This is a genomic window from Brevibacterium sp. W7.2 (assembly GCF_018137945.1).
GTDB lineage: Bacteria > Actinomycetota > Actinomycetes > Actinomycetales > Brevibacteriaceae > Brevibacterium > Brevibacterium sanguinis.
Genome location: NZ_CP073089.1, coordinates 1,817,223 through 1,841,559 on the forward strand (window position 1 = coordinate 1,817,223; position 24,337 = coordinate 1,841,559).

A 24,337-nucleotide genomic window follows, 5' to 3' on the forward strand; every position below is an offset into this window, starting at 1 on the left:
CGGACGCACCACGACCCGCAAAGGACGCACCATGACCGAGACCAGCCAGGAGACCGGACCGTATTTCGGTGCGTTCGGCGGCAGGTTCATTCCCGAAGCCCTCATCCCGGCCCTCGATGAGATCGAGGAGACCTGGCGCAAGTCCCAGGTCGATCCGGAGTTCGGGGCCGAGCTGCACGAGCTGCAGGTGTCCTACATCGGGCGCCCGAGCCTGCTCACCGAGGCCAAGCGGTTCTCCGCCCACTGCGGCGGGGCCCGCGTGTTCCTCAAACGGGAGGATCTCAACCACACGGGCAGCCACAAGATCAACAACGCCCTCGGTCAGGCTCTGCTCGCCAAGCGGATGGGCAAGACCCGGCTCATCGCCGAGACCGGCGCCGGCCAGCACGGGGTCGCCACGGCGACCGCCGCGGCCCTCCTCGACATGGAGTGCGAGGTCTACATGGGCGAGGAGGACACGCAGCGCCAGGCGCTCAACGTCGCCCGGATGCGGCTGCTCGGGGCGAAGGTCAACGCCGTGACGAACGGCACCCGCACCCTCAAGGACGCGATGAACGAGGCGATGCGCGACTGGGTCGCCAACGTCGGCAGCACGCACTACGTCATCGGCACCGTCGCCGGTCCCCACCCGTTCCCCGCGATGGTCCGCGCGTTCCAGCGCGTCATCGGCGACGAAGCCCGCGACCAGCTGCGCGAGGCCACCGGCGGCCTGCCCGACGCCGTGCTCGCCTGTGTCGGCGGCGGATCGAACGCGATGGGCATCTTCGCGGCGTTCCTCGACGACCCCGAGGTCCGCATCTACGGCTTCGAGGCCGGGGGAGAGGGCATCGACTCCGGACGGCACGCCGCCCGCTTCTCCGGGGGTCGCCCCGGCGTCCTCCACGGGTCGGCGACCTACATCCTCCAGGACGAGGACGGCCAGACACGGCCCTCGCACTCGGTCTCGGCAGGTCTCGACTACCCGTCGGTGGGACCCGAGCACTCGTACCTCCACGATGCCGGCCGCGTCACCTACGAACCCGTCGTCGACGACGAGGCGATGGAGGCCCTGCAGCTGCTCGCCCGCACCGAGGGCATCATCCCCGCGATCGAATCCGCCCATGCGCTGGCCGGGGCGATGCGGGTCGGCCGACAGCTCGGCCCCGACGCGGTCCTCCTCGTCAACCTCTCGGGCCGCGGCGACAAGGACATGACCACGGCCGCCACGTGGTTCGACTACTTCGACGAAGGAGCCGTGCAGGTATGACAGGCACGACAGAGACGCAGGCAGGTCCCCGCACCGGGGCGACGCTCGACGCGATCGCGGACTCCGGACGCAGCGCCGCCCTCATCGGCTACCTGCCCGTCGGGTTCCCCACCGTCGCAGGGTCGATCGAGGCGATGACCGCCCTCGTCGACTCCGGCGTCGACATCGTCGAGGTCGGCCTCCCGTACTCCGACCCGGGCATGGACGGGCCGGTCATCCAGCGCGCCGCCGAGCAGGCCCTGGCCGGCGGGGTGCGCACGAAGGACGTCTTCGCGGCCGTCAGCGCCGTCGCCGAGGCGGGCGGGACGCCGGTGGTCATGAGCTACTGGAACCTCGTCCTCCAGTACGGCGTCGACGCGTTCGCCCGCGACCTCGACGCCGCCGGCGGGGCCGGGATCATCACCCCCGACCTCATCCCCGACGAAGCCGCCGACTGGCTGGCCGCCTCCGACGAGTACGACCTCGACCGCATCTTCCTCGCCGCTCCGTCCTCGACCCCCGAGCGCATCAGCCGCATCGTCTCCGCCAGCCGCGGCTTCGTCTACGCGGCCTCGACGATGGGGGTGACCGGGGTGCGCACGTCCGTCGACGACCATGCCCGCGACCTCGTCTCCCGCCTCCGCGAGGCAGGCGCCCCGCACGCGTGCGTCGGCCTCGGCGTCTCGACCCGGGACCAGGCCGCCGAGGTCGCCGCCTACGCCGACGGCGTCATCGTCGGCTCCGCTCTCGTCCGCAGCCTCGACGACGGCGGCGTGGCCGCCCTGTCCGATCTCGCCGCGCAACTCAGGGAAGGCTGTGCATGAGCCCCGTCGACATCACCGCTGCGATTCCGTCTCCCACGTGGAGCGGATTCTCCATCGGGCCGCTGACGATCCACGCGTACGCGCTGTGCATCCTCGCCGGCATCCTGCTCGCCCTGTGGCTGACCTCGCGGCGCTGGCGGGCGATGGGCGGACACGAGGACGACCTGTGGAACATCGCGATCATCGCCGTGCCCGCGGGCATCATCGGCGGACGCCTCTACCACGTCTTCTCCACCCCTGACCCGTACTTCGGGCCCAACGGCAACCCGCTCGATGCGTTCAAGATCTGGAACGGCGGCCTCGGCATCTGGGGCGCCGTGGCGCTCGGCATGCTCGCGGCGTGGCTCGTCGCCCGCTATCAGGGGATCCGGATCCTCCCGTTCCTCGACGCCGCCGCCCCCGGGCTCATCCTCGCCCAGGCCGTCGGCCGGTGGGGCAACTGGTTCAACCAGGAGCTCTTCGGCGCCCCGACGACCCTGCCGTGGGGTCTGCGCATCGACAAGTTCATCGACGGGCAGCTCAACCCGAACTGGCCGGATCCCGCGCTGCCGGCCGACACGCTCTTCCAGCCGACGTTCCTCTACGAATCCCTGTGGAACCTCGCCGGCTGCCTCATCCTCATCGTCGCCGCGCGGAAATTCCGCCTCGGCCACGGCCAGGTCTTCGCGCTCTACATCTGCTACTACACGCTCGGACGCGTGTGGATCGAGGCGCTGCGCATCGACGACGCCGAACTCGTCCTCGGCCTGCGGCTCAACATCTGGACATCGATCCTCGTCTTCGCCGTCGGACTCATCTGGTTCCTCGTCTCCCGCTCACGCCACAAGGAGCCCGAGTCGACGATCTACGTGCCCGGCGCCCGCGCCCTGGCCAAGCACGGCCGACACGAGGACGACGGGGCCGACCACGACGGCACGCCCGGCGGCGGAGGCGCCGCGTCGACCCGCTCAGCCGCGCAAGGCCAGGCTCCCGCGCAGGACACCGCGACCGCCGATGACACGGCGGCCGACCGGGCCGGTGCGCGGCGGAAGCCGCGGGGCAGGGACGACGAGAAGCCCGGGTTCGGGTTCTTCGGAGCGGTCACCTCGGCGATCTCGATCATCCCCGATGTGCGGTCGCGGAACCGCGGAGGAGAGGACGAAAAGTCCGGCAATTGAGACGTTGAGGTTCACCTTTCGGTCCTTTCTCGTTTTCACGTTGAGCCCTCACGGGGTGTAAGTTGGTAATCCGACCGTGAGAACCACGTCACACCTGTGCCCGCAGGACGATCTCCCCAGGGCATGCCGAAGCCAGTTCGAGACAGCGTCGTCTGCTGGAGAATGACTAGACCCCGTGAAGGCAGCCGATGTCCCGTGAAACCTCATCGACCCCACAACTCCCGCCGCAGCGCACCGGACTCTACGACCCCGCGCTCGAACACGATGCGTGCGGTCTCGCTCTCATCGTCCGCTACCGCGGCGCCGCCGACCACGAGGTCGTCGAACAGGCGCTGAGGGCGTTGCGCAAGCTCGAGCACCGCGGCGGCATCGGCTCCGACGAGGGCACCGGCGACGGCGCCGGCCTCACCCTGCAGATCCCGCACGACTACTTCGCCGAGGTGGTCCGTGAAGAGCAGGACATCGACCTGCCCGCGCCCGGCGAGTACGCCGTGGGCATCGGATTCTTCTCCCAGGACTACCGCACCGACCTCACCGGCCTGACCTCGACCGAGTCGCCGATCCCCGCCGGGGAGTTCCCGACCGCCGGGGAGGAGCCGCTCGCCGACGAGGAGGCGCTCGTCCGCCGGATCGCCGCCGAAGAGGGCCTGAGCGTCCTCGCCATCCGCGACGTCCCCCGCGACGAGAGCGTGCTCGGGGAGATCGCGCGCTCGACGCAGCCGCACATGCGCCACGTCTTCTTCGGGTTCGACGCCCGCTACCCGGCCCGGGACGCCGACGACCTGCGCCGCCGGTCCTACATCGTGCGCAAGCGCCTCGACCGGGAGGGCATCTACTTCCCGTCGCTGTCGCCGGCGACGATCACGTACAAGGGCATGCTCGCGACCGGCCAGCTCGCCCCGTACTACACGGAGCTCAACGACGACCGGGTGACCTCGCGCATCGCGCTCGTCCACTCGCGGTTCTCGACGAACACGTTCCCGTCGTGGCAGCTCGCCCAGCCGTTCGGCACGATCGCCCACAACGGGGAGATCAACACCGTGCGCGGCAACCGCAACTGGATGCGGGCCCGGGAGGCGCACCTCGCCTCCGACCTGCTGGCCTCCCCGGTGCCCGAGACCGACTCGAGCCTCGAGCGCCTCTTCCCGATCGTGCCCCCGGGCGCCTCGGACTCCGCGTCCTTCAACGCCGTCCTCGAGCTCATGGTCGCCTCGGGGCGGTCCCTGCCGCAGGCGATGCTCATGATGATCCCCGAGGCCTGGGAGAACAACCCGGGCATGGGGGAGTCGCGCAAGGCCTTCTACGAGTACCACTCGCTGCTCATGGAGCCGTGGGACGGTCCCGCGTGCGTCGGCTTCACCGACGGCAAGCTCGCCGGTGCCGTGCTCGACCGCAACGGTCTGCGACCGGCCCGCTACGTCATGACCTCCGACACCGTCGTCCTCGCCAGTGAGATCGGCGTCGTCGACCTGCCCGAGGCCGACATCGTCGGCCGCGGCCGGCTCACCCCCGGCCGCATGTTCCTCGTCGACACGGAGTCCGAGCGGATCATCTCCGACACGGAGATCAAGAACCAGCTCGCCACCCAGCACCCCTACGCCGAGTGGGTCGCCGACTCCTCGAAGCGCCTCGAGGACCTGCCCACCCGCGTCCACGTCCTCCACCCGCAGGCCTCGGTGCGCCGGCGCCAGCGGACCTTCGGCTACACCGAGGAGGAGCTGCGGCTGCTGATCACCCCGATGGCCGAGACCGGGGCCGAACCGCTCGGGGCGATGGGCACCGACACCGCGATCGCGGGCCTCTCGACGCGCCCGCGGCTGCTCTTCGACTACTTCCACCAGAACTTCGCGCAGGTGACGAACCCGCCGCTCGACTCCATCCGCGAGCACATCGTCACGAGCATGGCCGCGGGACTCGGTCGGGAGGGCAACCTCCTCGAGCACAGCCGCCCCGACTCCGCGCACATCATGCTCTCGCGCCCGGTCATCGACAACGACGAGCTCGCGGCGATCGGCCACGTCAAGGGCCACCACCTCGGCGTCGACAATCCGCGTCCCACCGTCACGCTCTCGGGTCTCTACTCGGTCAACGCCGGACCCGACGCGATGGAGGCGCGGATCGAGGCACTGTGCGCCGAGGCGAGCGCCGCCGTCGACGCCGGCGCGGTGTTCATCATCCTCTCCGACCGCGACTCCACGGCCGACCTCGCGCCGATCCCGTCGCTGCTGCTCACCTCGGCGCTCCATCACCACCTCGTGCGGGAGAGGTCCCGGACGCGGGTGAGCATCGTCGTCGAGGCCGGGGACGTCCGCGAGGTCCACCATGCCGCGACGCTCGTGTCCTTCGGCGCCTCGGCGGTCAACCCCTACCTGCTCATGGAGACCGCCGAAGCCCTCGTCCGCTCCGACCGGGTGACCGGGGTGAGCGAATCCGCGGCCGTGGCCAACGTCCTCGGCGCGCTCAACAAGGGCCTGCTCAAGATCATGTCGAAGATGGGCATCTCGACCGTGCAGTCCTACCACGGGGCGCAGACGTTCGAGGCCGTCGGTCTCTCCGATGACCTCATCGACCGGCACTTCACGTCGACACCGCACCAGCTCGGCGGCAAGGGGATGCGCGAGATCGCCGCGGAGAACACCGCGCGCCACGCCGATGCCCACCGCGACGACCATCCGCGCCCCTCTCATCGGCCCCTCAAGGTCGGCGGGGAGTACCAGTGGCGCCGGGAGGGGCCGGGCCACCTGTTCAACCCGGAGACGATCTTCAAGCTCCAGCACTCGACGGCGTCGAAGCGCTACGACATCTTCCAGGAGTACACGCGCGCCGTCGACGACCAGTCGCGTGAGCTGATGACCCTGCGCGGCCTCCTCGACCTCGTGCCCGGGGCCGAGGGCCCCATCGACATCGCCGAGGTCGAACCCGCCGAGGCGATCATGAAGCGCTTCTCCACCGGCGCGATGAGCTACGGGTCGATCTCGAAGGAGGCCCACGAGACGCTCGCGATCGCGATGAACCGGATCGGCGGGAAGTCGAACACGGGGGAGGGCGGCGAGGACGTCGACCGGCTCCTCGACCCCGAGCGCCGGTCGGCGATCAAGCAGATCGCCTCGGGCCGCTTCGGGGTGACCAGCCACTACCTCACCGAGGCCGACGACCTGCAGATCAAGATGGCGCAGGGCGCCAAGCCCGGGGAGGGCGGTCAGCTGCCCGGGGAGAAGGTCTACCCGTGGATCGCGAAGACCCGGCATGCGACCCCCGGCGTCGGGCTCATCTCCCCGCCGCCGCACCACGACATCTACTCGATCGAGGACCTCGCGCAGCTCATCTACGACCTCGGCCGGGCCAATGCCCGGGCCCGGGTCCACGTCAAGCTCGTCTCCGCGGTCGGGGTCGGCACGGTCGCGGCGGGAGTCGCGAAGGCCGGAGCCGACGTCGTCCTCATCTCCGGTCACGACGGTGGCACGGGCGCGAGCCCGCTCAACTCGCTCAAGCACGCGGGCACCCCGTGGGAGCTCGGACTCGCCGAGGCGCAGCAGACGCTCATCCTCAACGGCCTGCGGGAGAAGGTGAGCGTCCAGGTCGACGGTCAGCTCAAGACCGGCCGCGACGTCATCATCGCCGCCCTCCTCGGGGCCGAGGAGTTCGGGTTCGCGACGACCGCGCTCGTCGTCTCCGGCTGCATCATGATGCGCGTGTGCCACAAGGACACGTGCCCGGTGGGCGTGGCCACGCAGAACCCGCTGCTGCGCTCGCGCTACACGGGCCAGGCCGACCATGTCGTCAACTTCTTCACGTTCATCGCCGAGGAGGTCCGCGGGTACCTCGCGCAGCTGGGCTTCCGCACCCTCGACGAGGCGATCGGCGCCGTCGAGCGCCTGCGCGTCGACGAGGACCGGGCCCGGGAGTCCGGTCTCGACCTCGACCTCTCGACGATCCTCACGGTCCCGGGCAACCTCTCCGGGGACACCTCGGTGGCCCGCAAATGCGCCGGTCAGGTGTTCCGCGACTTCCACGGGGAGCTCGACCCGCAGCTGCTCGACCAGGTTCGGGAGGCGATCGAGACGAAGTCGCCGGTGACGATCTCCTCGACGGTCGTCAACACCGACCGCAGCGTCGGCACCCTGCTCGGCCATCACGTCACCCGGGCCTACGCCGACCGCGGCCTGCCCGAGGACACGATCCGCCTCGAACTCCACGGCACCGCCGGGCAGTCGCTCGGCGCGTACCTGCCGGTCGGGGTGAGCATCGACCTCACCGGCGACGCCAACGACTACGTCGGCAAGGGACTGTCCGGGGGCACCGTGGCCGTCCACCCGGCCCCGGAGAACCCGACCCGCCCCGAGCACAACGTCATCGCCGGCAACGTCATCGGCTACGGCGCGACCAGCGGCAAGCTCTTCATCTCCGGTCAGGTGGGGGAGCGCTTCATGGTGCGCAACTCCGGCGCCGAGGCGGTCGTCGAGGGCATCGGCGACCACGGCCTGGAGTACATGACCGGTGGGGTCGCCGTCATCCTCGGCGGCACGGGACGCAACTTCGCGGCCGGCATGTCCGGCGGCACCGCCTACGTCCTCGACTTCAACCCGGCCCGGCTCAACCCGGACGAGCGCGCCGCCGGCGTCTTCCGCTTCACCGGGGTCGGCGTCGATGACATGGAGGTCCTCGAGCGGCTGCTCGGCGAGCACGTCGAATGGACGGACTCGCCGCTGGCCGCCCAGCTGCTCGACGGCCTGCGCCGCGGCGAGGACGTCCTCTCCCGCTTCACGAAGATCATTCCCGTCGCCTACCAGGCGGTGCGAGACATCCAGTCCGAGATGGCCGCCGAGGGCACGCCAGCGGACTCGGACGCCGCCTGGCGCAAGATTCTGGAGGTCACCAATGGCTGATCCGCACGGATTCCTCACCGTCACCGAACGCGAGCTGCCGCAGCGCCGCCCGGTTCCCATCCGCCTGCTCGACTACCGCGAGGTCTACGAGGCCGGCGACCCCGAGCAGCTGCGGCGCCAGGCGTCGCGCTGCATGGACTGCGGCGTTCCGTTCTGCCACCAGGGCTGCCCGCTCGGCAACCTCATCCCGGAGTTCAACGATGCGATGTACCGCGGCGAGCTGCCGCGGGCCGTCGACCTCCTCCACGCGACGAACAACTTCCCGGAATTCACCGGTCGGGCGTGCCCGGCGCCCTGTGAGAACGCGTGCGTGCTCAGCATCAACCAGCCGGCCGTGACGATCAAGCAGGTCGAGGTGACGATCGTCGACGAGGGCTTCGCCGCCGGTCTCATCCAGCCGCAGATCCCCGACCGCATCACCGGGCACACCGTCGCCGTCGTCGGGTCGGGTCCGGCCGGACTCGCCGCGGCCCAGCAGCTCACCCGCGCCGGGCACACCGTTGTCGTCTACGAACGCGACGACCGCCTCGGCGGGCTGCTGCGCTACGGCATCCCCGACTTCAAGCTCGAGAAGCACCACATCGATCGGCGTCTCCACCAGATGCGGGCCGAGGGCACGCGCTTCGAGACCGACGTCGAGATCGGCGTCGACATCACCCTCGAGCAGCTCCAGTCGCGCTTCGACGCCGTCATCGTCTGCACCGGGGCGACCGTGCCCCGGGACATGCCGGTGGCCGGGCGCGAGCTCGACGGCGTCGAATTCGCGATGGACTTCCTCGTCCCGAGCAACAAGGCTCAGGCCGGCGGGGATCCCACGCCGATCAGCGCCAAGGGCAAGAACGTCATCATCATCGGCGGCGGCGACACGGGCGCCGACTGCCTCGGCACAGCGCTGCGCCAGGAGGCCGCCTCGGTGACGACGCTCGCGATCGGCGCGAAGCCCCCGGCCTCGCGCAGCGAACGCGACCCGTGGCCGACGGTGCCGCGGATCTTCGAGGTCCAGACCTCCCACGAGGAGGGCGGCACCCGGCAGTACCTGGCGTCGACGACGGGCTTCGCCGGCAACGGCGAAGGCGAGGTCGCCGGCATCGAGGTCTCCGAGACGCAGTTCGTCGACGGGAAGCGGATCCCGACCCCGGGCACCGAGCACGTCCTCGACGCGGACCTCGTCCTGCTCGCGCTCGGGTTCTCCGGACCGGAGTCCGAGGCGCTCGGCCTCGACGTCGCCGACACCGGAGCGTTCGTCCGCGACGACAGCTACGCGTCGTCACAGCCGGGCGTCTACGTCGCCGGTGACGCCGGCCGCGGGCAGTCGCTCATCGTCTGGGCGATCGCCGAGGGACGGGCGGTCGCCGCCGAGGTCGACACGTACCTCACGGGGTCGACGCGGCTTCCGGCACCGGTCCGGCCGCGCGACACCGGATTCACAGTGTAAAATGATCTGTGTCACTATTTGAGAATACGCACAAGGGCGTGCATCGGCTCTCCGGCAGGGATCTCCTGCCGGAGAAGGGTCGATGTGACTCCTGAGGTGCAGGTAGGGTGGAGTGCATGAGGCGAGCAAAGATAGTCGCAACACTGGGTCCGAATCAGAATTCCTACGAAGACATCCGCACACTCGTCGATGAGGGCGTCGACGTCGCCCGATTCAATCTCAGCCACGGGCTGCGGGAAGAGCATGAGGAGAAGTTCGCCTGGGTCCGCCAGGCCGCTCTCGACACCGGCCGCGCCGTCGCCGTCCTCCTCGACCTCCAGGGTCCGAAGATCCGAGTCGGCACCTTCGCCAACGGCAAGGAGTACCTCGAGGACGGGGCGACCTTCACGATTACGAGCCGCGACGTGCCCGGCACCGCGGAGATCGTGAGCACGACGCTCAAGACGCTGCCGAACGACGTGTCCGTCGGCGACCCGCTGCTCATCGACGACGGCCGCCTGCGCCTGCGGGCCACCGAGGTTACCGAGACCGACGTCGTCACCGAGGTCGAGATCGGCGGTCCGATCTCCAACCACAAGGGCATCAACCTGCCCGGTGTGCCCGTGTCCGTGCCGGCGCTGTCGGAGAAGGACATCGACGACCTCAAATGGGGTCTGGGCCTCGGGTTCGACTGGGTTGCCCTCTCCTTCGTCCGCAGCCCCGCCGACATCGACGACGTCCACGCCGTGATGGACGAGGTCGGCGTGCGCGCCCCCGTCATCGCCAAGCTCGAGAAGCCGCAGGCCGTCGAGGAGCTCGACGCCGTCATCGACGCCTTCGACGGGATCATGGTCGCCCGCGGCGACCTCGGCGTCGAACTGCCGCTCGAACAGGTGCCGATCGTGCAGAAGCGCGCCGTGGAGATCGCGCGCCAGCAGGCCAAGCCCGTCATCGTCGCCACGCAGATGCTTGAGACGATGATCGAGGCCTCACGGCCCACCCGCGCCGAGGCGAGCGACTGCGCGAACGCGGTCCTCGACGGCGCCGATGCGCTCATGCTCTCGGGGGAGACCTCGGTCGGTGCCCACTGGGTCGAGGCGATCCGCACGATGAGCCGGATCATCTCCTCGACGGAGGAGCACGGGCTCGATCGGATCCGTCCGCTCGGCACCGTCCCGCACACGAAGGGCGGCGCCGTCACGGCCGCCGCCGTGCAGATCGCTCAGCAGCTCGACATCGATCTGCTCTGCACGTTCTCGCAGACCGGTGACTCCGTGCGCCGGATGTCGCGGCTGCGTCCGCGGTGGCCGATCCTCGGCTTCACCCCCGATCCGCAGGTCCGTCACCAGCTCGCGCTGACGTGGGGCGTGCGGCCCTACCTCGTCAAGACCGTCCGCCACACCGACCAGATGGCCCGGCAGGTCGACGCGGTGCTGCTCGCCGACGGCACCGCCCGCGAAGGCGACCAGTCGATCCTCGTCGCCGGATCGCCTCCCGGCATCCCCGGGTCGACGAACGCCCTGCGCATCCACACGATGGGCGATGCCGCGAAGGGCGTGGCCGCGGCGTACCAGGACTCGAGCGACAGCGACGAGGATCCCCTCGCCGGGTACGGCGTCGTGTCCGAGGCGCCGATCACCCGCGACATCCCGATCGTGCAGTCCGCGGAGGGCTGAGCGTCTGGACTGAGCGCGTGAACTGAGCGCTCGCGCTGTGCGCGTGAGGCTCGTGTCCGGCAGCAGTGAGGGCCCGACCGGAGAACCTCTCCGGTCGGGCCCTTCTGTGTGCCGTCGTCCGGGACGGCCGGCCACTGCTCTTCTGGTCGACCACCTCGGCGGGGATCCAGTCGTACGGGATGGTTGGCCGCCTCGGCGAAGTTGCGATCCATGTCACTCCGGTTTGCGGAATTCGACGGATTGCTCAACAGTTGTGCAGTGAGTTGAGTTTTCCACGGGCGCCGCTGTGCCCGTGCCACCGTCGAAAGGAACCATATGAGACTGCCGGCTTGGTCGAAGTCGTTCGGGGTGCAGGTGACGATCGCGCTGATCGCCGGTGTCGTCCTCGGGCTCGTCGCCCGTTCGTGGGGACCTGTGAGCGAGACGCAGGACAACTGGCTGGGGACGACGCTCGAGACCATCGGGTCCTCGTACGTCACCCTGCTCAAGGCGGCCGTCGTGCCGCTCATCATCACCGCGATCATCGCGAGCATCGGCAACCTGCGCAAGGTGACCAATGCCGCGAAGCTCGCCGTGTCGACGCTGCTGTGGTTCGCGCTCACCGCGCTCATCGCCGTCATCATCGGACTCATCATCGGCGTCGTCATGCAGCCCGGCGCGCACGCGGACGCCGCGTCCCTGCAGGGCGGGGCGCCGTCGAGCGAGGGCAGCTGGATCGGCTTCCTCACCGGGCTCATCCCGGTGAACTTCCTCGGCCTCGAGGTCGCGACGGCACCTGATGACACGGGCGCGCTGGCCTCGGAGGTCAACTTCAACGTCCTCCAGCTCATCATCGTCTCCGGTGCGCTCGGCATCGCCGCGGTCAAGGTGGGCAAGGCGGCCGAGCCGTTCCTCGAATTCGCCGAGGCGGCCCTCGCCGTCGTCCAGAAGGTCGTGTGGTGGATCGTGCGGATCGCCCCGATCGGCACGCTCGGCCTCATCGGCAACGCCGTGAACTCGTACGGCTGGTCGACGATGGGATCCCTGCTGTGGTTCGTCGTCGCCGTCTACATCGGACTCGCGATCGTCTTCTTCGTCGTCTACCCGCTGCTCGCCCGCGTCAACGGACTCTCCGTGCGCCAGTACTTCTCCGGTGTGTGGCCGGCGACGCAGATGGGCTTCGTCTCCCGTTCCTCGATCGGGACGATGCCGGTGACGCAGAAGGTCGCGACCGACAACTTCGGCGTCCCGCAGGGGTACGCGGCCTTCGCCGTGCCGTTCGGGTCGACGACGAAGATGGACGGCTGCGCGGCCATCTACCCGGCGATCGCCGCGGTGTTCGTCGCCCAGTTCTTCGGCATCGAGCTCGGACCCATCCAGTACCTGCTCATCATCTTCGTCTCCGTCATCGGGTCGGCCGCGACCGCCGGGACGACGGGTGCCACGGTCATGCTCACCCTCACGCTGTCGACGATCGGCCTGCCGCTCGAGGGTGTGGGACTGCTGCTCGCGATCGAACCGATCGTCGACATGGGCCGTACCGCGCTCAACGTCTCCGGTCAGGCGCTCATCCCGGCGATCGTCGCGAAGCGCCACGGCATCCTCGACGTCACCCGGTACGACGCGAAGCGCATCGACGGCTATGTGCCGGTGACCGAGGACGTCGCTGACGGTGCCAGCGCGGACGGTGTCTCGGGTGCGGACGGCGCCACGGGTGCGGTTGCTCCGGTAGCCGGTGGCTCGAACGTCGTCGGCGATGCGCAGAAGTCCGTCGCCGACTCCGGAACTGCGGGTGCTGCTGGATCCGCTGCCGGGGCGCGGACTGAGAGCTCGCGCGTCTGAGATCTCGCGGGACTGAGATCTCCTGCTGCGCCCGCCCCTGAACGGGGGCGTCCGCTTGAGTGAGCACCATCGACCGTCCGGCCTCCGGGCCGGACGGTCGCGTGCGTTCTGCACGTCCGCGACACGCGCCTCACCGCAGATCGGTGTCTCGATTCGCGCGTCGACTGCGCATAGTCGCCTGACATCGGCTACATTGGGAGATGTTCCACTTCGCGGGTGTAGTTCATCGGTAGAATGAGACCTTCCCAAGGTCTAGAGGCGGGTTCGACTCCCGTCACCCGCTCTCATCGCTCGAGGCCCTGTTCGCCGCTTGAACTCAGGGACTCCTGGCTTCCGGCAAGTGCTCGTTGTCAAGTTTTCTGAAATCCTCGCACCCCCGGCGCACCTCGTTGGTCTCGCGCTCTCTCTGCGGTCCCCGACTCACTGCATGAATCGCGTGTGCGCCACCTCGGCGGCGATTGTGCGCCACGCCCATGGCGAAAATGAGTGCGATTTCGCCATGACCCTGGCGCAGAACCTCAGGGGCCGTCATCTACCTGGCGCAGAATCCCAGGGGTCGCCATGAGCTTGGCGCGAAATCACGAGTCTGCGGAGGCCACTGGTGTCAATTGCACGAAGCTCCGCAAGCGTACGGATGCACTGCTGCTGAGTCGTGCCGAGAGTGGCGTCTGTGCCGACCCGAAAGTGCTGAACGTGCCGCGATATCGCAGGCGCGATGCAGGGACACGTCGCCGTGGTACCGGATGTGGGACTCGAACCCACACGTCTTTCGACAACGCATTTTGAGTGCGCCGCGTCTACCGATTCCGCCAATCCGGCTCGTCGAGAACACCGTTCCCGACATCGACAACTCTACGGCAGGGCACGCGGCATCGCCCAATCGCCTTGCCCCATGGGTGGCTGTCCTCACAGGGGAAACGGCTGATGCGCAGGCATGCCTGGTCTAGACTGGTGCCGTGCTTTCCAACAGCGAACAACCCACCGCAGATGAATCCGTGCCCGTCCGCCGCGTCGTCGTGGCCGAAGACGAGGCCGTGATCCGTCTCGACATCGTCGAAATGCTCCGCGAAGTCGGCTACGACGTCGTCGGTGAAGCCGCGGACGGCGAATCCGCGATCCGGCTGGCCGAAGAGCTGCGTCCCGACCTCGTCGTCATGGACATCAAGATGCCGATCCTCGACGGCATCGCCGCGGCCGAGCGCATCGCCAAGGCCCGCATCGCCCCCGTCGTCCTCCTCACCGCGTTCTCGCAGAAGGAACTCGTCGAGCGCGCCCGCGACGCCGGAGCGATGGCCTACGTCGTCAAGCCCTTCACCTCGGCCGACCTCATCCCGGCGCTCGAGATCGCGCTGTCGCGCCACGCGGAGATCAGCTCGCTCGAATCCGAGATCTCCGACCTCACCGAGCGCTTCGAGACCCGCAAGCTCGTCGAGCGCGCGAAGAGCCTCCTCCAGACCTCGATGGGTCTGAGCGAACCCGAGGCCTTCCGCTGGATCCAGAAGACCTCGATGGACCGCCGTCTGACGATGCGCGAAGTCGCCGAAACCGTCCTCAAGCAGATCGGCGCGAAGAAGGACTGACACCTTCCCATCGGGCGGTTGCCGGCTGATCGGCGCCGACCCCGGCTCACGTTGAGACGACTCGGCCCCGGACGCGGAGAGAACCGCGACCGGGGCCGTCGTGCGTGCGGAAACGATCACCGCGCCGAGGCGGTCGACCGCCTCGGCGCATCACGGTGAGCGCTGCCCATCCGGCAAGCATTGCCCACCCGGTGAGCGGTGCCCACCCAACGACCCGACCGCCGGGCGGCCTACTGCGCCTTCGAGGCGAGGATCATGTTCGTGATCCGCACGATCGAGAGCAGCCGACCCTCCTCGTCGGTCATCCTCACCTCGTGGGACATGAGCGTGCGGCCGCGGTGGAGCACCTCGGCGCGCCCGGTGACGAGCTCTCCGCGCATCGCCCGCAGATGGGTGGCATTGAGGTCGACGCCGACGACGTTCTTCCCGCCGCTGGTGAGGAACGCATGCATCGAGGCGAGCGATTCCGCGAGGACGACGTGACCGCCGCCGTGGAAGAGGCCCATCGGCTGCGTGTTGCCTGCGACCGGCACGGTCGCGCTCATCCAGTCGAAGCCGATGCCGGTGAACGCGATGCCCATCCGGTCGGCGAGCCCACCCCCGGCGCCCTGGGCGTTGAGCTGGTCGAGCAGACCCTTAGCCTCGTCCTCGGTCGTCTCTGCTGTCAGCGATACGTGCGGAACCACCATCGATCTCCTTCTCATGTCCGTGATGAACGCTAGGCTAAGGCATGTGAGTCACGCTAACGAATCCCTCCTGCTCATCGACGGTCACTCGCTGGCCTACCGCGCCTTCCACGCCCTCCCGGCGGAGAACTTCTCCACGAGCACCGGCCAGACGACGAACGCGATCTTCGGGTTCATCTCGATGCTCATCAACGTCCTCCGCGACGAATCGCCGAGCCACGTCGCCGTCGCCTTCGACCTCGGCCGGGAGACGTTCCGCCTCGAGGAGTACCCGGAGTACAAGGCGGGGCGGGCGAAGACCCCGCCGGAGTTCCACCCGCAGATCGACCTCATCAAGGACATCGTCACCGCCATGGGCATCCGGGTCGTGACGAAGGAGGGCTTCGAAGCCGACGACGCGCTCGCGACGATGGCGACAATGGGCACCGAGGCCGGCGCCGCGGTCGAGGTGATGACCGGGGACAAGGACTCCTTCCAGCTCTCGACCGACACCGTGACGATCCTCTATCCCAAGCGCGGGGTCAGCGACCTCGTGCGGATGACGCCCGAGGCGATCGAGGAGAAGTACGGGGTCACCCCCGCCAACTACCGGGGCCTGGCCGCGCTCGTCGGGGAGAAGGCCGACAACCTGCCCGGCGTGCCCGGAGTCGGGGACAAGACCGCCGCGAAATGGCTCAAGGCCCACGGCGACCTGCCCGGCGTGCTCGAGCACGCCGACGAGATCGGCGGCAAGGTGGGGGAGAAGCTGCGCGACCACATCCCCGAGGTCGAACGCAACTACCGCCTCAACCGGCTCCTCGACGACCTCGACCTCGGCCTCGACTTCGCCGACCTGAAATGGGGCGAGGGCGACCCGGCCGAGCTCAGCAGCCTCTTCGACCAGCTCGAGTTCCAGGCCCTCGGCAAGCGCCTGGCGGCGATCTTCGGCGACGCCGCGACCCCGGAGGCGGCGGAGTCCGCCCCCGCCCGGGAGGTCGAGATCGCGACGGTCGCTGTGCCCGCCCTCCTCGACTCCATCGCCGAGGCGGATGTCCTCGCGCTCGACACCGACGGGACGTACGAACTCGGACACGGCGATGTGCGCTTCCTCGCGGTCTCCGCCCAGCCGGGGACCGCCTCGGTGGTCGACCTGGGAGAGGCGAGCGACGCCGACCTGGCCGCCCTTGAGGCCGCCCTGCGGAAGGCCGCGCTCATCTTCCACTCCTCGAAGGTGCAGATCAAGGCCCTGCGCTCGGTGGGCATCGACCTCACCGACGTCGCCGGGGACACGGCCCTGGCCGCGTACCTCCTCGTGCCCGACCAGCGCAGCTACGAACTGCGCGACATCGCCGCCGAGCGCGCCGGCATCGACCTCGCCCCCGCCGAAGCGAAGGACGGTCAGCTCGCCCTCGACCTCGACACCGACGCGACCGCGCGCACCCACGGCGCCAACGCCGCGGCCCTGCTCGAGGTCCACGAGATCCTCGCGACGGCCATCGACGAGGCGAACATGACCCAGGTCTACCGCGACATCGAGTTGCCGCTCGTGCCCGTCCTCGCCGGCATGGAGCTCGCCGGCATCGCCATCGACGAAGCGGGGCTGGCCGAACTCGTCGAGGACTTCACGAAGCAGGCGCAGGCAAGTGCCGAACTCGCGTACGAGGCGATCGGCCACGAGGTCAACCTCGGCTCCCCGAAGCAGCTCCAGACGGTCCTCTTCGACGAACTCGACATGCCGAAGACGAAGCGGACGAAGACGGGATACACGACCGACGCGGATGCGCTGGCCGAGCTCTTCGTCAAGACCGAGCACCCGTTCCTCCAGCACCTGCTCGCCCACCGCGACGCGACGAAGCTCAAGCAGACCGTCGTCGGCCTCGGCAAGACCGTCGCCGAGGACGGGCGCATCCACACGACGTATCAGCAGACGGTCGCGGCGACCGGCCGCCTGTCCTCGCTCGACCCGAACCTGCAGAACATCCCCGTGCGCACGGAGTCGGGCCGGCGCATCCGGGAGGTCTTCGTCGCCGACCCGCACGTGCCGGGCGGACTGCTCCTCACCGCCGACTACTCGCAGATCGAGATGCGCATCATGGCGCATCTGTCCGGGGACGCCGCGCTCATCCAGGCGTTCAAGGACGGCGAGGACCTCCACTCCTACGTCGGCTCGAAGGTCTTCTCCGTCGGCATCGACGAGGTCGATGCGACGATGCGCTCGAAGGTCAAGGCGATGTCGTACGGCCTCGTCTACGGACTCTCCGCATTCGGACTGTCGAAGCAGCTGGCGATCGGCGTCGATGAGGCCCGCGGTCTCATGGACCAGTACTTCGAGCGCTTCGGCGCCGTCAAGGACTACCTCGACGAGATCGTCGAGCAGGCCAGGGACAACGGCTTCACCGAGACGATCATGGGCCGCCGGCGCTATCTGCCGGCACTCCACAGCGACCGCCGGCAGCTGCGGGAGATGGCCGAGCGCGCGGCGCTCAACGCCCCGATCCAGGGCTCGGCGGCCGACATCATGAAGATCGCCATGCTCAAGGTCGCCGACCGCCTCGAGGGCTTCCGATCCCGGATGCTCCTCCAGGTCCACGACGAGATCATCGTCGACCTCCACCCCGAGGAGGCCGACGAGGTCAAGGCCATCGTCACCGAGGAGATGGGATCGGCGTACGAACTCGACGTCCCGCTCGACGTCAACGTCGGCACCGGCGTCTCCTGGCACGCCGCCGCCCACTGAGTCTGGCATGCCGCCGCCCACTGAGGGCGGTGTGGCGTGGGCACGAGCAGGATCGTGCGCCGAGGTGGTGGTCCGAACCTGGCTAGACTGTCGACATGGACGGGCGATTGACCGAGAACTTCGCCGAGGCGGCCTGCTGGGTCGAGTCCCTCGTCGACCGCATCGACCCGCGCGCATGGGACGGACCCGGCCTGGGCGACTGGAGTCTCCGTGCCCTCGTCGGTCACACGAGCAGGTCACTGCTCACCGTTGAGGCCTACCTGGTCGCTCCCGCCGACGAGGTGGCGCTCGAGAGCCCGGAGGCCTACTTCGCCTTCGTCGCCACGCAGACGAGCACCGATCCGGGCGCCGTGTTCGAGCGGGGCGTCGCCGCCGGTGAGGCCCTCGGCAGCGACCCCGGGCGTGCGCTGAGCGCGATCGCCGACCGGGTCATCCCGCTCGTTCAGTCGGCTGAGGACCGCGTCATGACGACCGCCGCCGGCCCGATGCTGCTCAGTGCCTATCTGCCGACGCGGACGTTCGAACTCACCGTGCACGGTCTCGACATTGCCGCGGCTGCCGCAATCACCGCCTCGGCGCCGGACGGTCCCTTGGTCGAATCGCTCGGTATCGCAGCCCGACTGGCTGCCCTCGGAGGCGACGGAGAGCGCGTGCTCCTGGCGCTGACGGGCAGAACCGCGCTCGGAGACCGTTTCTCCGTCCTCGACTGACGAGGTCCTCGACCGAGGTTCGCGGCCGCCCCGCTCTCGATCTCGCGGCAGCGCGGAAATCGCGTTGGCGCGCTCTCGATCAAGCCGGAGCACGGATAGCGGCCCGTGCACGACCCGCTATCCGCGCTGCCCCTTGATCGAGGGGCAGCTGCCGCGTGATCGACGGAAGTTCGCGCCGAGGCGGTCCGGCGGCCCGGCAGTCGCGTAGTAGGGGCACGGGTCAGGCCCCGGGCAGAATTCAAACCTCGGGCAGAGGTCAGGCCTCGGGCAGGGTTGTCGAGAAGATCACGGTGCCGGGCATGAGAGCACCGCGCAGGGGCGACCAGCCGCCCCACGCCGTCTCGTTGGAGTCGGGCCACTCGGGTTCGGTGACCGCGTCGATCCGGAAGCCGGCGGCCACGAGGAGGCTCACCCAGTCGCCCATCGTCCGGTGGTGCTCGGCGTAGACGGGCTGACCGTCGGCGGCGATCTCGACGTACGGGGTCCGGTCGAAGTACGAGTACTCGACGGTCAGCCCGTTCTCCCCGGGCACGTCGGGGAACATCCAGCGCATCGGATGCGTCGTCGAGAACACCCACTTCCCGCCGGGACGGACGACGCGGGCCACCTCGGCGAGGACCACCTCGGCGTCCTTGACGAAGGGGAGGGCCCCGTACGCGGAGAACGCGATGTCGAAGCTGTTCGAGGCGAACGGCAGCTGGCGGGCATCGGCGCGGACGAACGTCGGGGGAGTGGCGTCGGCGCTCAGCGGATTCTCCCGCTGCAGGCGCGAGGCCTGCTCGAGCATGCCCGCGGAGACGTCGATGCCGGTGGCGATCGCCCCCTCCTCGGCGAGCCAGCGGGAGCACTGGCCGGCCCCGCACCCGACCTCGAGGATCTGGCGGCGGGCGACGTCACCGAGGAGATGGACGTCGGATTCGTGAATTCCCTCGGGACACCAGATGAAATCGGAGGCGCCGAGGAAGCTGCCGTGCTCGGCGAGGTAGTCCTCGGCGGAGTTGTCCCAATAGCTGCGATTGGCGCGCACTGACGCCTCTTCGTCGATGGGCAGGTACCCGCCGCTGATGACCTCTGTCGAATAGCTTCCGTCGCTCATGAGTCCTCCGCGGTCGAACGGGCAGATCACCTCGGATTCCGAGGGTGCATTCACGCCCTGAATGATGCTAGTATTGACAACCGTATGTGCGTATGCATACAAGTCCATAATCGTAATCGAGACCGGATGCGATTCCCCACAGGCTGTGTCACAGCAGATCAAGGGTATCGGATCCGGGACACAATTCCATCGGAGTCCCTACCTATATGACCACCACCACGCCGGAATCGGTGCAGCCGAAGCAGGTCGCTGTCAATGACATCGGAACCGCTGAGGACTTCCTCGCCGCCGTCGACGAGACGATCAAGTACTTCAACGATGGCGACATCGTCGAAGGCACCGTCGTCAAGGTCGATCGCGACGAGGTCCTCGTCGACATCGGATACAAGACGGAAGGCGTCGTCCTTTCGCGTGAACTCTCCATCAAGCACGATGTCGATCCCGGCGAAGTCGTCGAGGTCGGGGACCCCATCGAGGCACTCGTTCTCCAGAAGGAGGACAAAGAGGGCCGTCTCATGCTGTCGAAGAAGCGTGCGCAGTACGAGCGCGCCTGGGGCGACATCGAGAAGATCAAGGAAGAGGACGGGGTCGTCACCGGCACCGTCATCGAGGTTGTCAAGGGCGGCCTGATCGTCGACATCGGCCTCCGCGGCTTCCTCCCCGCCTCGCTCGTCGAGATGCGTCGCGTCCGCGACCTCGCCCCCTACATCGGGCAGCAGGTCGAGGCGAAGATCATCGAGCTCGACAAGAACCGCAACAACGTCGTCCTCTCGCGCCGCGCCTGGCTCGAGCAGACCCAGTCCGAGGTCCGCCACGACTTCCTCCAGACCCTCCAGAAGGGTCAGGTCCGTCCGGGCGTCGTCTCCTCGATCGTCAACTTCGGTGCCTTCGTCGACCTCGGTGGTGTCGACGGACTCGTGCACGTCTCGGAGCTGTCCTGGAAGCACATCGATCACCCGGGTGAGGTCGTCACCGTCGGTGACGAGGTCACCGTCGAGGTTCTCGACGTCGACATGGACCGGGAGCGCGTCTCGCTCTCGCTCAAGGCGACGCAGGAAGATCCGTGGCAGCACTTCGCCCGGACCCACGTCATCGGCCAGATCGTGCCGGGCAAGGTCACCAAGCTCGTTCCGTTCGGTGCGTTCGTGCGCGTCGAGGACGGCATCGAGGGCCTCGTCCACATCTCCGAGCTCGCCGTGCGCCACGTCGACCTCCCGGAGCAGGTCGTCTCCGTCGACGAGACGATCTACGTCAAGGTCATCGACATCGACCTCGAGCGCCGCCGCATCTCGCTCTCGCTCAAGCAGGCGAACGAAGGCGTCGACCCCGAGGCCGAAGAGTTCCTCGACCCCGCTCTCTACGGCATGCCGCAGGAGTACGACGAGGACGGCAACTACAAGTACCCCGAAGGCTTCGACCCCGAGACCAACGAGTGGATCGAGGGTTTCGAGGCGCAGCGCGAGGTCTGGGAGCAGCAGTACGCCGCCGCCCAGTCGCGCTGGGAAGAGCACAAGAAGCAGGTCGCGAAGGCGATTGCCGCAGACGCCGAGGCCGGCGCCGCGGAATCGGGCTCCGACGCCGCTCCCGCCACCGGGTCCTTCTCCTCCGAGGAGTCGGGCGACGAAGGCACGCTCGCCAGCGACGAAGCACTCGCAGCCCTGCGTGAGAAGCTTGCAGGCAGCTGACATCAGCGCAGTGAAGGGCTCCCGGCCGACAGGTCGGGAGCCCTTTGCATTGGCGCGACTGCGACCCTGGGCGTGGTACGCCCTCGCCCTCACGCTCGGCAGCATCACCGTCTTCGGCGGGGTCGCCGCCGACCCGGGCGGCACCGTGTCGGCCGGCAACGACGACTCCTCCCTGTTCATCTGGTGGCTCGGCCACGGCGCCGAGGTGCTCGCGGGCCTCCTCGGCTTCGGCGGGGGTCTCGCCGGCACCGGCGACGGCTTCCTCTACACCGAGGCGATGAATGCGCTGGCCGGCGGCGTCAACGGCGCCTGGAACACCTCGCTGACCGGCATCGCCATCCTCCTCGCCCCGCTGACGTGGGTGGCCGGGCCGATCATCGCCTACAACGCCCTCATCCTCAGCCTCCCGGTGCTCAACTCGCTGGCGTGCGCGATCCTCTTCCGCCGGTTCCTCAAGCGCGGACCCGCGTTCGCGGCCGCGGCCGGCATCGGCTTCTCCTCCTACGTCATCGCGCAGCTCTCGGGCCACCCGAACCTCGCGTTCGCCGTCACCCCGCCGCTCGTCGCCGCCCTCGTTCTCGCGCTCCTGTCCGGTCCGCGCACCGGCCGACCTGGCGGACGCCGCTTCTGGCTGCTCAGCCTCGGCCTCGGCGTCGTCCTCGGATTCCAGTTCTACGTCTCCACCGAGGTGCTCGCTGGGACCTTCCTCGCGTTCCTCTGCTTCCTCGCCGCCCTCATCGTCTGCGGCCGTTCCCTGCTGTCGCCGGCCGGCTGGCTGCGGCTGGGAGCCGGCGGCCTCCTCGGCGCCGGCATCGCCCTGCTCGCGGCCCTGCCGCTGCTGATGACGATGGCCGGGCCCAACGCGCCGTCGGGGGCGATCCGTCCGCACGGCGTGTGGAACACCGATCTCCTCGACCCCATCGTGCCGGGCCTGCCGACGCTCTTCGGGACCGGGGAGTCGCCGCTGCCGCGCGTCATGGACCTCGACGGCGCGGAGATCGGCGCCTACGTCGGCCTCCCCGCGCTCATCGCCGCGGCCCTCATCATCCTCACCCTCGGACGGCGGGGGAGATGGGTCGTGCCCGTGCGCATCGCCGCCGTCTCCGGGACCCTCGTCTTCCTCCTCTCCCTCGGATCGCCGGTCCTCCTCGCCGGTCAGCCCCTCCTCGGCGCGGGACCCTTCGCCCTCGTCGAGGCGATCCCGGTCCTCAACAACATCCTGCCGATGCGCCTCGTCCTCCATTCGACGATCGCGCTCTGGGCGATCCTCGGCTGCGGGCTGCAGTGGGCGCTCGAGCGCCGCAGCACCCGGGCGGGCATCGGCATGCTCGCCCTCCTCGCCGTGTCCGCCGTCGTCGTCCTGCCCGGCGCCCAGCCGACCCGTGAGGTCTACGTGCCCGACTTCTACACCGGATCCATCGCCGAGGTGATCCCGGAGGGGGCCGTCGTCAAGACCCTCCCGCGCCCGCTGGCCTGGGCGGCTCCGCACGCGGACGAGGCGATGGTGTGGCAGTCGGTGGCCGATTTCCGCTACCGGGAGACCGGCGGGTACTTCATCGGCTCGAGCCCGAGCTCGCCGATCATCTACTCCGCACCCGAGGACGACCTCGATGCCGCGCTGCGGGCGACGATCTTCAACGGCGCCCCGGTGCCTGCCGCCTCCGATCCGGCCGTCACCGCCGGGGTCGAGGGCCTGCGCGCCGATGGCGTCGACTTCGTCGTCCTCGCGCCCGAGGCGCCGCTGACCCCGGGCGGGACCGGTGAGCTCGAAGGCCTCCTCGATGCCGCGCTCGGGGAGCCCGTGTTCTCCGGTGAGGGCGTCGTCGTCTACCGGGTGAGTCGGTGACGCCGTTCGCTGAGGACGCGGTTCGCTAAGCTGGCCCCATGCTGAGAATCGGACTGACCGGGGGGATCGGCGCGGGCAAGTCGACGGTGGCGAACCTCCTCGCCGCCCACGGTGCGGAGATCATCGACGCCGACGTCATCGCCCGGGAGGTCGTCGCCCCGGGGGAGCCGCTCCTCGACGCCCTCGCCGCCGAGTTCGGGCCCGCGATCCTCGCCGCCGACGGCAGCCTCGACCGGGCCCGGCTGGCCGCCGTCGCCTTCGCCGACGCAGAGTCGACGAAGCGCCTCGGCGAGCTCATGCACCCGGTCATCCGGGATCGAACGGCCGGCCGCTTCGCCGCCGCGGACGCCGAGGTGGTCGTCCACGATGTGCCCCTCCTCGTCGAGAACCACATGGAGGTCGGGTACCACCTCACGCTGCTCGTCGACGTCCCCGCCGCGGTGCGCCTGGACCGGCTCGCCGAGACCCGAGGGATGGACCGGGCCGATGCCGAATCCCGCATCGCCCGGCAGGCCACGGACGAGGTGCGCCGCGCCGCCTGCGACGTCCTCATCGACAACACGGGAACGCCGGCCGCCACCGCGGAGATCGTCGACGCCCTCTGGGACTCCCGGCTCGCCCCCTTCGCCGCGAACCTCGCCGCGCAGCGTCCCGCCGCGCGCAGCGGCGACGACCGTATACGGCGCCGGGAGGGCGACGCGGAGCGGCTCGTCGCGAAGCTGCGCCACGGCACGGGGGAGACGCACCCGATCACCGCGCAGGACACCGCCCCCGATGCCCCGCTCTCCTTCGTCCTCGACGCCGGGGACGCCCGGACCGCCGAGGCGCTCGCACCGCAGCTGACCGCGCTCGGGTTCCCGCCCGCGGAGTCCGGAGGCGACACCGGAGTGCGGGCGAGTGCCGATCCCGGCCAGCCCGCCGAACTCCGCGTGCGCACGACGGCCGGGGATGCGGGGGCGGCGGTGGGCGCGGAACCGGTGGGCGCGGAAGGAGCCCGGGACAGCGCGGAATGACC

General features: G+C 69.3%; 15 protein-coding genes and 2 tRNA genes. 14 read left to right on the forward strand and 3 right to left on the reverse strand.

Annotated elements, in window-relative coordinates; all coding sequences use genetic code 11:
- Positions 1-31: 31 nt before the first annotated feature.
- The 8 genes from trpB to J9315_RS08125 all read left to right on the forward strand — a co-directional run bounded on the left by trpB (position 32) and on the right by J9315_RS08125 (position 13,286).
- Entirely contained in the window at positions 32-1,246 is a 1,215-nt protein-coding gene (gene trpB, locus J9315_RS08090) for a tryptophan synthase subunit beta (protein WP_198498863.1), read from the forward strand.
- Complete coding sequence (trpA, locus tag J9315_RS08095) at positions 1,243-2,049, forward strand: tryptophan synthase subunit alpha (protein ID WP_211979171.1); 807 nt, start codon at positions 1,243-1,245, stop codon at positions 2,047-2,049. Before trpB ends, trpA begins: the two co-directional genes overlap by 4 nt.
- The gene (lgt, locus tag J9315_RS08100) at positions 2,046-3,206 is read left to right on the forward strand and encodes a prolipoprotein diacylglyceryl transferase (RefSeq protein WP_211979172.1); all 1,161 of its coding nucleotides are present in this window, start codon (positions 2,046-2,048) and stop codon (positions 3,204-3,206) included. Before trpA ends, lgt begins: the two co-directional genes overlap by 4 nt.
- A gap of 188 nt (positions 3,207-3,394) precedes the next feature.
- Positions 3,395-8,092: a glutamate synthase large subunit gene (gltB, locus tag J9315_RS08105; RefSeq protein ID WP_211979173.1), complete on the forward strand. Its 4,698-nt coding sequence runs from the start codon at positions 3,395-3,397 to the stop codon at positions 8,090-8,092.
- Positions 8,085-9,527, forward strand: coding sequence for a glutamate synthase subunit beta (locus J9315_RS08110; RefSeq protein ID WP_211979174.1), 1,443 nt, complete (start codon positions 8,085-8,087; stop codon positions 9,525-9,527). Before gltB ends, J9315_RS08110 begins: the two co-directional genes overlap by 8 nt.
- 116 nt (positions 9,528-9,643) lie before the next feature.
- On the forward strand, positions 9,644-11,182 hold the full coding sequence (pyk, locus tag J9315_RS08115) for a pyruvate kinase (protein ID WP_198498858.1): 1,539 nt from the start codon (positions 9,644-9,646) through the stop codon (positions 11,180-11,182).
- A gap of 315 nt (positions 11,183-11,497) precedes the next feature.
- A complete protein-coding gene (locus J9315_RS08120) occupies positions 11,498-13,003 on the forward strand; it encodes a dicarboxylate/amino acid:cation symporter (protein ID WP_249121056.1) in 1,506 nt (501 codons plus the stop codon).
- A 212-nt stretch (positions 13,004-13,215) separates the two neighbouring features.
- A tRNA-Gly gene (locus J9315_RS08125) sits at positions 13,216-13,286 on the forward strand.
- 451 nt (positions 13,287-13,737) lie between these two features.
- On the opposite strand, the gene J9315_RS08130 is transcribed toward J9315_RS08125, so the two are convergent.
- Positions 13,738-13,822 (reverse strand) — tRNA-Leu (locus J9315_RS08130).
- Positions 13,823-13,959: 137 nt separating this feature from the next.
- On the opposite strand from J9315_RS08130, the gene J9315_RS08135 reads away from it, so the two are divergent.
- Positions 13,960-14,583, forward strand: coding sequence for a response regulator (locus tag J9315_RS08135; protein WP_232623608.1), 624 nt, complete (start codon positions 13,960-13,962; stop codon positions 14,581-14,583).
- A 230-nt stretch (positions 14,584-14,813) separates the two neighbouring features.
- On the opposite strand, the gene J9315_RS08140 is transcribed toward J9315_RS08135, so the two are convergent.
- On the reverse strand, positions 14,814-15,272 hold the full coding sequence (locus J9315_RS08140; RefSeq protein ID WP_211979175.1) for a hotdog fold thioesterase: 459 nt from the start codon (positions 15,270-15,272) through the stop codon (positions 14,814-14,816).
- 43 nt (positions 15,273-15,315) lie between these two features.
- Here J9315_RS08140 and polA point away from each other — a divergent pair, with 43 nt between their 5' ends.
- Positions 15,316-17,985, forward strand: a complete 2,670-nt coding sequence (polA, locus tag J9315_RS08145) for a DNA polymerase I (protein WP_211979176.1) — start codon at positions 15,316-15,318, stop codon at positions 17,983-17,985.
- Positions 17,986-18,080: 95 nt separating this feature from the next.
- A complete protein-coding gene (locus tag J9315_RS08150) occupies positions 18,081-18,695 on the forward strand; it encodes a maleylpyruvate isomerase N-terminal domain-containing protein (protein ID WP_211979177.1) in 615 nt (204 codons plus the stop codon).
- A 256-nt stretch (positions 18,696-18,951) separates the two neighbouring features.
- Here J9315_RS08150 and J9315_RS08155 read toward each other — a convergent pair whose 3' ends face one another.
- A complete protein-coding gene (locus tag J9315_RS08155; protein ID WP_137824113.1) occupies positions 18,952-19,791 on the reverse strand; it encodes a class I SAM-dependent methyltransferase in 840 nt (279 codons plus the stop codon).
- A 206-nt stretch (positions 19,792-19,997) separates the two neighbouring features.
- On the opposite strand from J9315_RS08155, the gene rpsA reads away from it, so the two are divergent.
- Genes rpsA through coaE form a run of 3 tightly spaced genes read left to right on the forward strand, consistent with a single transcriptional unit; the run spans position 19,998 to position 24,335 of the window.
- Positions 19,998-21,476 (forward strand): 30S ribosomal protein S1, encoded by a 1,479-nt coding sequence (gene rpsA / locus J9315_RS08160; protein WP_198498851.1) that lies wholly within the window; start codon positions 19,998-20,000, stop codon positions 21,474-21,476.
- Positions 21,477-21,525: 49 nt separating this feature from the next.
- Positions 21,526-23,322: a hypothetical protein gene (locus tag J9315_RS08165; protein ID WP_249121057.1), complete on the forward strand. Its 1,797-nt coding sequence runs from the start codon at positions 21,526-21,528 to the stop codon at positions 23,320-23,322.
- A 38-nt stretch (positions 23,323-23,360) separates the two neighbouring features.
- Positions 23,361-24,335 carry a dephospho-CoA kinase gene (coaE, locus tag J9315_RS08170; protein WP_211979178.1) on the forward strand — a complete coding sequence of 325 codons (975 nt, stop codon included), beginning with the start codon at positions 23,361-23,363 and terminating at the stop codon, positions 24,333-24,335.
- The last annotated feature ends 2 nt before the right edge of the window (positions 24,336-24,337 follow it).